This is a genomic window from Nonlabens sp. SY33080 (assembly GCF_011784885.1).
Classification (GTDB): domain Bacteria; phylum Bacteroidota; class Bacteroidia; order Flavobacteriales; family Flavobacteriaceae; genus Nonlabens; species Nonlabens tegetincola.
In genome coordinates this window covers 557,663-570,238 of record NZ_CP050461.1, presented here as the reverse complement: position 1 = coordinate 570,238, position 12,576 = coordinate 557,663, and the positions used below count along the sequence as shown (strand labels likewise).

Here is a 12,576-nt window from a genome sequence, read left to right as displayed (position 1 = left end):
TTAATTAATTAAAATCACCCATGAAAGCATATTTCCTTCTTCTATTATCCTTTTTTATTTCTACAAGTTGCCTAAAAAATGATAAGCTTCAAGTTGTTGCAAACTTGCCCGATGTTATAGATGAATGTAGTGGAATGGAATTTATTTCCAATACTATGTATTTGGCATTAAACGATAGCGGTGGAAAATCAATAATCTACTTGTGCGATATCAATAAAGGTGTTGTTGCAGAGTTACATAGTAATCAATGGAATAATGTAGATTGGGAAGATATGGCTGTTGTAAAAAATGGAAGTACCACTAATATATATATTGCCGATACCGGTAATAATTATAATAAAAGAAAGGATCTAGTCATTTATGAGGCTTCTATTAAAAATATAGAACAACTATCTGGTAAAGTTGAATTGAATGCTGTTTCACATCCTTTTTACTACGAAGATCAAGATGAGTTTCCTCCAAAAAAGAAAGAGAGACTTTTTGATGCTGAATCGTTAATTGTATTAAATAACAATTTTTACATCTTTACCCGTAATCGATCTAAAGACTTTAATGGAAAAACTTCGGTATATACATTCCCGATATCAACTATACCACAAAAAGCAAAAAAACTAACAGAAATTGAAATTTGCAATGATAAAGATGATTGTCAAGTAACTGCTGCTGATGTTTTTAAAACCAAAATAGCTTTACTAACCTACGATAAGGTAATCATACTAACAGATTATGATAGGGATTTTAAGGAGTACCAGGTGACCGAATATAAATTGGATCACTTCTCACAAAAGGAAGCAATTAGTTTTATTAATGACTCGGAACTGTTTATAGCAGACGAAGAGAACAAACACAGCGATGGTAATATTTATCGTTTTGACTTATAGTGTAAGGCTAAAAATACAATCCCTAAAACCTCGGATATTCCACCCAACACAAACATACCGATAGATCCTGCAATGTTAAAAGCGTAAAATAAAAGACCTATTAGCACTAGTAAACTACCTATTGCAATAAGTGAAATGCTGGTACTTTTGTTTATCATGTAAAGATTATCTATATCAAGTGATAAAAATATAAGTTAGAAGCTAAATCCAACCTGAAAACTGAATCTAAATCCATCAGCACCATGAAATAAATTAAAGGTTGCTCCTATTGCCTCGGCACTGTTAACATAGAATCCACCACCATAATCATTGTGCCATCTTGAACTATCCTCGCCATCTAACCATACTCTACCTACATCACCACCTACAAATACTCCAATTTGTAGAGGAACAAAACCTGAATTAAATTCATTGAAACTATACCTTACATCACCACTGAAAGCCATGGCACTTTCTCCTGAAAATCTTTGTAAACGGTAACCTCTTAAACCTGTGTTTTGACCCAATTGAGCACTTTGAAAAAACTCAAAATCGTCACCAATATTGACCTGACCTTGTAAAAGAGTTTTTAAAACCCACTTTCTGTCACGACTAATAGCATTATGAAATCCTAATTTTGGTTTTAAGTACCCAAAAGAACCTTCTAAATCATCAAATTCGGTATTAACACCTGCCACGAGGTCAAAGATCATACCTCGTGTTGGGTTTAATTTAACATCATAACTTTCATAATTATATCTTGCACTTAAATCGGCATACCAATTGCGCTCATAGAAATCTTCTTGATTATCAAAGCCTGATTGTGCTAAAAATCGTTCTTCATCTCTTTCTACTTGAAATCCTTGTGCTTCAAAAGTCGCAGATAAATTAGAACCGTATTCACCTACGTAACTGTAACCAATTCCTCCAGAAATTTCACTTAATCGCACACGGTTGTAATCAAAATCCAACTCATCATCAAGATTTACGGTTTCGTTACCAAATCCAAAAAAGTTTTCAGCAAATGTTGGACCTGCAAATCTTCCCTTAACGATTAAATTACCGTGATTAAAAACTCCAGCAAAAACACCGTTGTAATTAATATCATATCCCTGTGTAGCAAAATAGTAACCGGCTTTAAATCTATGCTCTCGAGTATTTGGGTTTCTATTAAATCCTTTTACGATATAACTTGTTTGAATACCTATTCTAAAACCGTCATCAGGATTAAATCCAATACCTGGCGTAAAAGCGCCTGCTGTACTTATTTGTTTCTTTGGATCATATAGATTCACATCATATGAATCTGTTAATCTTAATCTAGCATTCCCTTTCTTCTCGATGCTATTTGGTTTAGACTTGTGATCATAGATAGATACATTTTTACCATTATCCATCTTATAAATATCATTATTTTGACCACCGATTACTCGAATTTTAATTCTTGATTTTGTTGATCCAGTTGAAGTGATTACATCATCATCATCTAGCGCATAAACCCATACTTCATCAGTTTCATTTTTATAAAAGGTACGTTGGGCCACAACATCTGCTCGTTGTCCATCCTTATTTCTGTATATGGAAACCCTTGTAGAGTTTTTGTCTATCACTTCAATGTCTATAAAATCATCCTTATCAGTACCGGTAAGAATAGCTAGATCAGAGATAATATCGTAGTATTTTGTAGCTATTTTGACCATTTTATCACGTCTAGTTCGCATATTCTTCTTGATGACTTCTGTACTCTCAGCAGCTTTAATTTCTTGTGGTAACTTATCAAAAGCCTCATTAATGACTTCGTCAGTCAGGTTTTGCTGGATGAATGCCGCTTGGTCTAGCCATACTTCCTTCCCAGAATTTTGAGACAAATTACGATCTAGATAGGTGGCAGCTGTATTAAACCATTTTAGGTTATTAATATCTTCATCATAAGTAGCAAATTGATTAGTAATTCCTATCATAGCTCTTAATGTGGCAAACAATGCACCGTCAAAATTGGAATATACTTGATCTCTATCTCTAGGGATTGGTTTAAACAAATGAGTTCCATCTTCCAATTCAAATTCAGACCATCTCCATTGATCTGCATGACGATCCCAATCGCCTATAAGCATATCAAATAATCTGGCTCTTACATAGGATTCTTCATCAATTTTATATTTCTCATCTCTCCTTAATCGCTCAAAGACATCGGCAGTGCTTTCTATATCATCCGGCTTACCAAATGATTCTAAATCTTTATGATTTTCCTCTGGTCGTTCAACGAGCATGTATAATTCATCACCGTATTCCTTATTGTAGTTGCCTAGTGCCGGTTGTTTTGGTACGTAGTAAAGCACCGGATTTGTGTGGTACACGTCAATGGCGCTAGCGAGTGTAGGAACCGTCAAAAAAGCATAGGGATGTGCAGCTGTGTAGAAGTCAAAAATAAGATCTTCTGCTCCTGTATCTTCAAAACTACTCGCTATATTATCCTCTTTGAATACAGTGGTTTGCAAAAATTGAACAGCGCTTTTTTTCAATGCTCGCAAGTTGTATTCTCTACCATCTTTTGCTACTAAACGCAATGATCTTGTTTGATGGCCACCACCACCTCGTTCTACAGTAAGTCCACCCATTAAAGTATCTAACATAGCTACTTGAACATTCAATTCTGTTCCATAAAGATCGCGGTACTTATTACCCCATATAGATTCATGTAATCCTGATTTATCAACCTGTTCTTTGGTGTAGATGCTCGCTTTCGCGAAAGCGGGATAATCTTCAGGTAATGATTTTAAATCAAAATCTTCCTGTGGTTCAATTGCCTGTTTGGTGTATAACAGATTGTAAGTACCATTTTCAAAACTGTAAAACCTAACGTAGGAACTACCGTCTTTCATTACATCTAGTCTAGCAAAACCTTTACCTCCATAAGAAAACAAACCATCATTACTGAGTGCGGCATATCCTTGTTTACTTCCAGAGCCTGAAACAATCTGTCGTACGCCATCATTTTCAATATACTGTAAAGTGTGTTCATGACCACTTGCTACAATTACACGGTTGGCAGCACTTGCACGTATAAGTGTTGCAATACGGTCGGCCATTTGTTGATACCTTTTATTTTGTCTGTCTTGTGCACTTACTCCACCACTTGTTCTTATAAGAGATGTCAAAGAACCTAGAACCGGTACCGGAATATTGTTTTGAGAAGGATACAAGTGCTTGATTGCTGCATATTGCCCACCATGTATACCGTTAGTATACAACGGGTGGTGTAACGTAACTATAATTGTTTTGTCTTGAGCTTTTTTTAGTTCGCTCTCTATTTCTAGGAAAAATTGTTCTCTTGTTTTAATTTGATCACAGTCATCATTGATAGTAGGTAAATTATCCCATTTTGCGAGATACCATTGACTATCGATGATAAGCATGAGAACGTCGTCTTCTATTTCTCTAAGTTCTATGGGACAACCTACTTTGGGCTGCCATACTTCTTTATCACCCATGGCCTCAACGATATACTCTTTCTCTCGTTCAACATTATCAAGTCCCTCATTATAGTAATCATGATTACCTGGAATAAACAATACCTGACCGCCGAATTGTTTTGCTACCTCTATTTGAGCATTCAAATGATTTTCGGCATAAGGTCTAAATTCATCATCCTTTTTAGGCATTCCCGTAGGATAAATGTTATCACCTAGAAAAACTAAATGATCATCTTTTGAAATAGATTGATCTTTTAAATAAGACTCCAAGGCTAATAAACCATCACTTTTACCGTTCATAGGAGATAGTCCTACATCACCTATTAAATAAAAACTTTTATCTATGGATTCATTGTTAGGAAAAACTGATTGATTTTCTTCCTTATATTGAGCTTTGAAACTAGCACATGAGGCAAGGATTAAAGCTATAAGACCTAAGAATATGTTATTTTTTTTCATGCAGTGAATATTACTACTATTTTTATGCAAACACTTTTTATGGATGACCTGATTAAAATTACTGACGATTACGTATTGAATTTATTCAAGAAAAACCTAGACGAAAGGTATGTGTATCACAACTATACTCATACTAAACGCGTAGTTAAAAGTATAAAGGAAATCATTGACAATTCCGAAATAGATGTTAAAGAAGCCCAGATACTTACTTTAGCAGCGTTACTTCATGATATAGGTTATACTCATAGTGATGAAAATCACGAGGAAGTTGGTGCTGAAATGGCAGAGGCTTACCTGAAACAACATAACGTCGATCAGGCTATTATTGAACAAATTGTAACACTTATAAAGGTCACAAAGTGCGATAGATTACCTCAAAATAAATTAGAGGAAATCATTCTAGATGCCGACAGCTCGCATTTTGCCAAGGATTATTATAAGGAAACGAGCGAGTTATTAAAAAAGGAGTTAGAATTAAGAGGTCAATTATATACAAATAAAGAGTGGCGAGCAGAAAACATTAAGTTTTTTACACAGTTTCATAGATATTATAGTGATTACGCTATTAAAAATTGGAATAAATCAAAGAATGAAAACCTGCTTAGGCTGCTTAAAAAGAAAAAGAAGAGTAAAAATAAAATTAAAAAGGAGCAGCTTAAGGTGGATTTAAAAAATCAATCTCCAGAAAGAGCTATCCAAACCCTTTTTAGAACGACGTTACGTAATCATATCAAATTATCTGATATAGCAGATACTAAAGCCAATATTCTATTATCAGTCAATGCCATTATTATATCTCTTGCACTGGCTAATATAATTCCAAAGCTAGACGCCCCAACAAATAGACACTTGTTGTTTCCTACATTAATATTGATACTATTCTCGGTCGCGAGTATTATACTATCTATTATGAGTACGCGACCTAATGTCACATCAGGTGAGTTTACTGACGAACAAGTCCGTAATAGAGAAGTGAACTTATTATTTTTTGGTAATTTTCATAAGGTACCTTTTAAAAAATATAGAGAGGCCTTAATGGGGCTTTTAGATAATAAGGAAGAGGTCTACGAAAGCTTGCTTAAAGATTTATGGCTACTAGGTGTCGTTCTTAATAGAAAGTATACCTTATTAAGATGGACCTATACCATCTTCATGGTTGGAATTATCGTGAGCGTAATATCATTTGTGATTGCTTTTTACACTACCGATTTTCAACAAATTAGAACTGCAATTCCTTAATAAGATCGTTATAGGTAAGTGTAGTCTGACTGTCTGAAAAGTTATAGAGTACACTTACCCGTAATGCCTTTAATCCTGCAACTCCTTGAACATCTTCAAGTTCTAGCTTTTCAACTTTATCTTCAATAAGGTTGTTGTGTTTAAGGAAATCTATGTAGCGTAAATACTCTCTTTCCATATCCTTACTTGCGTAAACAATAGCTATTTTACCACGTTGTGTAATACGCTCATTAGTTCCTTTGATTAAAGCCTTGTCTATTCTTTTTTTCACAACTTCATAACGAGCGTTGTATGAACCATCAACATCAAATCTTTTCTCATCAATTCGGTAGCGTATAGTAAGGGTATTCTCAAATGCCAGTATCATGGAAGCTGCTTCTATTTTTACAGGTAATTCCTTTTGAAGCTCGTAAAATTTGTTTTCAAGTTCCACAAGAACTTGTAGTTGCCATAGCCTTAAATTATAAAGATATACTGGATTGAAGTCATTTGCAGTGGTAATGCTGTTACCTACGTAAATGTTATGTTCTACTCCATCAGTCTTAAAACGTTCAAAGAAATGAGGATAGATACGTTGTGCTTCTACTTGTCTTTTATCCAAAACACCAGCTACTGCATCATTCATAATTTGAACTGATTTATCATAATCAATTCTACGACTATGTTTTACATTTTCGTTAGGATCCAAGAAACTTTCATAAGTTTCAATCTGTTGTTTTATCTCTTGATTTATTTGTTTGAAGTGATTAAACACAGGATGAATTTCTTCTGCTAGAAATTTTATGATCTTTCTTTCTGTATTAGCATCTAGCTCTTTTTTTCTTAGCTCCTTTACGTATTTGTGTACTCGGTATTCAAGTTGTGCATAAAGTGGTAATGGTTGCTGCGCTTTCGCGAAAGCGAAAATATCTTCAACCTCTTCAAGTTGACTCAAAAGATCATCTTTAATCATTTTGTTACGCGTGTCACTACTACCAACAATGTCAATTTGACCATATAAAGGATAAACGTCTTCAAACTTTAGATCTTCAAATTGTGCAGATCCACCATCGCTACGTGATTTAAGAATACGCCTGGCTTCATTTTCAAATTTCCATTTTACACTATCGTGAATGGATGTACATTCTGTTTGAATTATGGCATTAATACTATTTTCGTATTCACGTTCAGAGTTTAATAAAACCGCCTTAAGATAAGGAGCTACGGCATCTAACAAGCTTACATTGAAGTTATTGAGTTCGTATTCTTTACCACTAACTAATTCTAAAATACCTAGTAAGCGATCGTTTTCATGAACAGGATAAAAGGTGGCACTTTTAATGCCATTATTCATAAGGTTTTCTGCAAGGAAAGTATTTTGAACTGTGTTCAAGTACTCTTCAACATCAGAAATGACTAGTGGAGTGAAATCGTTGATTAATTTTTTATAAGCTCCTCTACATAAGGCATTTTCACAGTTTTTCTCATGACTTTGACCCAATAAATAACTTACTACATCACCGTACATTAATGTTTCAAATGATTTATCGTAGTGATTAAAGCTTGTAAACCCAGCTCTTAAATCCTCAATTCCAAACATAGTTCGAAAAATTGATTCTACTTTATCATTTTGGGTATCACCCATTGATTTACCATTAAGGAAAATGGTTTTTAATTCTGAAATTGCATTATCTATGGTAACATCGGTAAGAGAAATGATTCCAAAACCTTCAAAAGAATATGCTTGCGGTGGAAAATATTCCTTCCACAGTTCCATGTTATCATGTTCTCTTAACAATTGAGCTATTTGTGCTTCACTCAACCTGTATTTCTCATCATTGAGACTAATCCTAACAAAATCGGCATTATAAGTAATGCGATAAGTTCTAAGTGCTCCCGATGCATTTTTAATACTTACTTGTAAGGGTTTGGAAAAATTTACAAATCTTCCGTAGAAAATTTTAAGGATCGCACCGCATGCCATTCGGTATTTATCCTGGGAAAATGATTCCATTACATCAAATTTAAAATCATCACCAGCTTCACTGATAATATTTTTAAATCTTGTAGTCAAATTGAAAATCTGATCCGAAAAAGGTACGGTTGCCGCTTTAATTTCATTTAAAGTCAATGCGGTAGGAAAAAGATCTGTAAGAACAGTATCTATATCAGATTCATAATGAGCGATCTTATCAATAGGTACCTCAGTATAAAGGGCTTCATTTTTCTCAACAAATTGAATTAATGAGGACAGATAGAGCCTTTTGAAATTAGAAGTTTCTAACTCCAGTTTTTCTACATAAGTTTCAAGCAAAGACTTAAAATTAAGTTTTATTTGAAAAAATTCCTTTTCCTCTTTCATTATTGCAAAGTTAACTTTTTTGCTAATCTAACTTGTGAGAATAGGCTGATGTTTTAGATAAGTTTAACCCATGTTTTAACTTTGCTCTGTATATTGTGCCACTTAAAATAAAAAGATGAAGTTTTTATACAGTTTAATGATTGTAACCGTATTGGTAAGTTGTAATAAAGAAACTACCGATAAACATATGATAAATGGAAATGCTCCAGGTGTGTTAAATGGTATGAGAGTTTATTACGGTAAAGTAGGTGAAAATGGAAAGCAACAGTTTATAGATACAGCAGTCGTAATAAATGAAACGTTTCATTTTGATCCCGTTGACGAAGTGAAAAAGCCGGAAATTCGTTTTTTAAATGTAGATGGTTCAAATGGAAGTATTGTTTATTTACATGATAATAATCCGGTAGAAGTTAAGGTGAACAAAGACTCTGTCTTTAAGAGTTCTGTTCAGGGAAGTAAACTAAATGACCAGTTTAATACCTATAAAGCAATTCAGGATGAATACCGAGCAGAGTCAAAAACCTTTAATCAGCAGCGTTCTAATTTTCAAAGATCTGGTCAGTTAGAAGAATTAAACCAGGTAATGCTACAATGGCAGGAAGAAGAAAAACGCTATGTTTCTCAATCTAAAAATTATATTTCAGAAAATAAAAACACTCTATTAGGTCCTATAATTTTAGGTGATTTAATAAGTTCAAAATTAATCGATCCTATTGATGCAAGACAAGAATTCAATAAGTTCAGTGCAGATGTTCAACGTGAAGAACTTTCTATTAGAATTGATGATTATTTACGTAAAATAGAGTCTGTAGGAATTGGAAAAAAAGCACCTAGCTTTGAAGGGCATAATCCTGACGGCAAGGTCATAAAACTTGAAGAAGTAATTGCAAAAAATAAGGTTACACTTATCGATTTTTGGGCAAGTTGGTGTGGACCATGTCGTAGAGAAAATCCTAACATCGTAAATGCTTACCAAAAATATAAAAACAAAGGTTTTGGTATACTAGGAGTTTCTTTAGATAAACCAGGAGCTGAAGAACAATGGAAACAAGCCATTGAAAAAGATAATCTAACTTGGGATCATATAAGCAGACTCCAATACTTTGGTCCTATCGCTAGACAATACAATGTTAATGCTATTCCTGCAGCTTTCTTATTGGATGAAAATGGAGTTATAGTGGCCAAAGATTTACGTGGCCAACAGTTGCACAATAAACTAGAAGAGCTATTGGGCTCTTAAACCTTATTCATTTTTATAAGAATTATTACGGCAATAATGGGTAACAGCATCGCTCCTACCACAAAAGGTCGATCGAGGATAATAGTATAATCGTATAGAAGAGTAATAAGATAACCTGTAATGGCACCACCGATGTGCGCATCGTGTCCAATGTTATCGGCCTTGCGCTGCATTCCAATGATACTGTAAATCATGTATCCTATTCCAAATATCCATCCTGGAATACCAAAATAAATACGCATTGATGGATCCAACAATATAGCGCTGTATATAATTCCAGAAACTGCGCCGCTTGCCCCTACAGCACTATAGGCATAATTATTTCTATTAATGATATAGCTTAAAAAACTACCACCTAACATACTAGCCAAATAGATAATTAAAAATTTCACACTATTAAAAGAACCTACAACTTCATCGGCAAAAAAGAAAAGGGTAAACATATTAAAAAACAAATGTTGCAAATCTGCATGTAAAACACCACTTGTAAAAAACCTCCATTGTTCACCACGCTCTATTCCGGCAATATTAAATTTAAAGCGATCAAAGAAATACCGATCATTAAAAGCCTTAAAGCTGACTAATGATGTAACGCCAATAACAAATAAAGTGACTAAATCCATAGAATTCATTAAATCTTGAGAACGGACAAGATAGTATATTTGCTAAAAAAATAACGCACATGCAAAACCTCTTATTCTATATAGCTTATGCATTAATTAGATTGGTATCTGTCTTACCATTTTGGCTGGTTTATAGATTAAGTGATTTCATTTATTTTATACTTTACTACATTATAAGATATCGCAAAGAGGTTACAAAGAGTAACATACGAACGGCCTTTCCTCACTTTGATGAAAAAGAAGTTACAAGAATCGCTAAAGCAAGTACTCGACACTTTTGTGATATTTTTATTGAGATGATGAAATCCTTACATATAAGTAAGGAAGAGATGCATAAAAGATTTACTTGTACAAATGCTGAGATGGTTAACGCTTTCGCGAAAGCGGACAAATCAATTGTAGCTTTATTTGGTCATGCAGGTAGCTATGAATGGTCCATGGTACTGGACGAGGTTTTACATTTTAATGTGTATGCTATTTATAAACCTATTAAGAATAAAAAATTTAATCAACTGATTACAGATATTAGAAAGAAATTTGGGTCTACCATGGTTCCAATGAGACATGCTACTCGAGTAATGTCTGAAAAGGCAGATAACGAGCGTTGTTTATTTGCACTGGTAGCAGACCAAGCTCCAAAACGAGCAAGATCTCAATACTTTACCAATTTCTTCAACAAGCCTAGCGCTGTTTTCAGAGGTGGAGAACGCATTGCTGCCGAGCATGGTCTTCCTGTCTTTTTCCTTGCAATTAAAAAAATTAAAAGAGGTTATTATGAAACAACATTTCATAAAATTACGGACGACGCCTCCAAAGAACCTGAGTGGTTAGTAACAGATAAGTTTTTCTCTTTACTAGAAGATCAAATAAAAATGCAACCAGAGTATTACCTCTGGTCGCATAAAAGATGGAAGACATCCCTTCAAGATGTTAAGCGTGACGTTGAGCTATCTCCTTCAATTCAGAGATAAATCTATCGGCTAAATTATCGGCAACTTCCTGTGATTGTGCTTCTGTATAAATACGTATAATAGGCTCAGTGTTTGACTTTCTCATATGTACCCAATTTTCTGGAAAATCAATTTTTACACCATCAATAGAGGTAATGTTTTCGTTTTGATAGTTGTTTTGAATTTCTTGTAAAATCGCATCTACTGGCATTCCTTTAGTCAGTTCAACTTTCTTTTTTGCCATAAAATAAGCTGGATAAGACGCTTTTAATTCACTTACAGTGCCTTCTTTACCTGATAACAAGGATAAAAACATAGCAATACCTACCAATGCATCACGGCCGTAATGAGATTCTGGATAAATAATTCCACCGTTTCCTTCACCACCTATTACTGCGTTAACCTCTTTCATTTTGGTTACCACATTTACTTCACCTACTGCTGCTGCATGATACGTGCCACCATGTTTTTGAGTTATATCTCTTAGTGCTCTTGAACTTGAAAGATTAGAAACAGTATCTCCCTTTTTCTCACTTAGGATGTAATCTGCACATGCCACAAGCGTGTATTCTTCACCAAACATTTCTCCTTTTTCATCTACAAATGCTAATCGGTCAACATCTGGATCCACGGTGATACCAAAGTCTGCATTATGTTCTACTACTGCAGCACATAATTCTGTCAAATGTTCTTTAAGAGGTTCTGGATTGTGAGGGAAATGCCCTGTAGGTTCACAGTACATTTCTATCACCTCAACTCCTAATTTCTTTAATAAGGCAGGAACTGCAATACCGCCAGTAGAGTTTACAGCATCTACTACTACTTTAAACTTTTTAGAAGCGATAGCATCAACCTTAGTTATTGGCATGTTAATCACTTCCTTTACATGAACATCAATGAAATTATCTACGCGTGTTACCGTACCTAGGTCGTCAACTTGTGCGTATTCAAAATCATCGGCAGCAGCAATATCCAATATTTTTTGCCCTTCTACACCATCTAGGAACTCTCCTTTGCTATTAAGTAGTTTAAGAGCATTCCATTGTTTTGGGTTGTGACTTGCTGTTAGAATAATCCCACCATTTGCATTAAAGTGTGGTACGGCAATTTCTACCGTAGGAGTTGTACTTAAATCTAAATCTATAACATTACAACCACAACCGATAATTGTATTTTGCACCAAGGCCTGTATCATTGAACCGCTTAATCTAGCATCTCTTCCAATGACAACTGTAGGAGTATCAATTCCTGAATAGTCCTTTAACCACATAGCGTAGGCGCTAGCAAATTTTACCGCATCTAGTGGTGTTAAATTATCTTCGGGTTTACCACCGATTGTTCCTCTGATTCCTGATATTGATTTTATTAACGTCATATTTAAGCCTTACATT

The 12,576-nt window shown here is 34.5% G+C and carries 8 protein-coding genes; 4 read left to right on the top strand and 4 right to left on the bottom strand.

The genetic code is table 11. The features are described 5' to 3' along the window. The first annotated feature begins 20 nt into the window (after positions 1-20). A complete protein-coding gene (locus HCN53_RS02560; protein ID WP_105018899.1) occupies positions 21-881 on the top strand; it encodes a hypothetical protein in 861 nt (286 codons plus the stop codon). A 194-nt stretch (positions 882-1,075) separates the two neighbouring features. Here the strand turns inward: HCN53_RS02560 and HCN53_RS02555 are convergent, their stop codons facing one another. Continuing rightward, entirely contained in the window at positions 1,076-4,792 is a 3,717-nt protein-coding gene (locus HCN53_RS02555) for a metallophosphoesterase (RefSeq protein WP_167341920.1), read from the bottom strand. A gap of 24 nt (positions 4,793-4,816) precedes the next feature. On the opposite strand from HCN53_RS02555, the gene HCN53_RS02550 reads away from it, so the two are divergent. Next, on the top strand, positions 4,817-6,031 hold the full coding sequence (locus tag HCN53_RS02550) for a Pycsar system effector family protein (protein WP_410505438.1): 1,215 nt from the start codon (positions 4,817-4,819) through the stop codon (positions 6,029-6,031). On the opposite strand, the gene HCN53_RS02545 is transcribed toward HCN53_RS02550, so the two are convergent. Continuing rightward, positions 6,012-8,372 carry a GAF domain-containing protein gene (locus HCN53_RS02545; RefSeq protein WP_206063932.1) on the bottom strand — a complete coding sequence of 787 codons (2,361 nt, stop codon included), beginning with the start codon at positions 8,370-8,372 and terminating at the stop codon, positions 6,012-6,014. The two genes, HCN53_RS02550 and HCN53_RS02545, sit on opposite strands and share 20 nt — an antisense overlap. A gap of 115 nt (positions 8,373-8,487) precedes the next feature. Here HCN53_RS02545 and HCN53_RS02540 point away from each other — a divergent pair, with 115 nt between their 5' ends. Further along, entirely contained in the window at positions 8,488-9,612 is a 1,125-nt protein-coding gene (locus HCN53_RS02540; protein ID WP_167341919.1) for a TlpA disulfide reductase family protein, read from the top strand. On the opposite strand, the gene HCN53_RS02535 is transcribed toward HCN53_RS02540, so the two are convergent. Then, positions 9,609-10,235, bottom strand: a complete 627-nt coding sequence (locus HCN53_RS02535) for a rhomboid family intramembrane serine protease (RefSeq protein WP_317168789.1) — start codon at positions 10,233-10,235, stop codon at positions 9,609-9,611. The two genes, HCN53_RS02540 and HCN53_RS02535, sit on opposite strands and share 4 nt — an antisense overlap. A gap of 59 nt (positions 10,236-10,294) precedes the next feature. Between HCN53_RS02535 and HCN53_RS02530 the strand changes: the two genes are divergently transcribed. Then, on the top strand, positions 10,295-11,206 hold the full coding sequence (locus HCN53_RS02530) for a lysophospholipid acyltransferase family protein (RefSeq protein ID WP_167341917.1): 912 nt from the start codon (positions 10,295-10,297) through the stop codon (positions 11,204-11,206). On the opposite strand, the gene glmM is transcribed toward HCN53_RS02530, so the two are convergent. Then, complete coding sequence (gene glmM, locus HCN53_RS02525; protein WP_167341916.1) at positions 11,166-12,560, bottom strand: phosphoglucosamine mutase; 1,395 nt, start codon at positions 12,558-12,560, stop codon at positions 11,166-11,168. The genes HCN53_RS02530 and glmM overlap by 41 nt on opposite strands. Between the last annotated feature and the right edge of the window lie 16 nt (positions 12,561-12,576).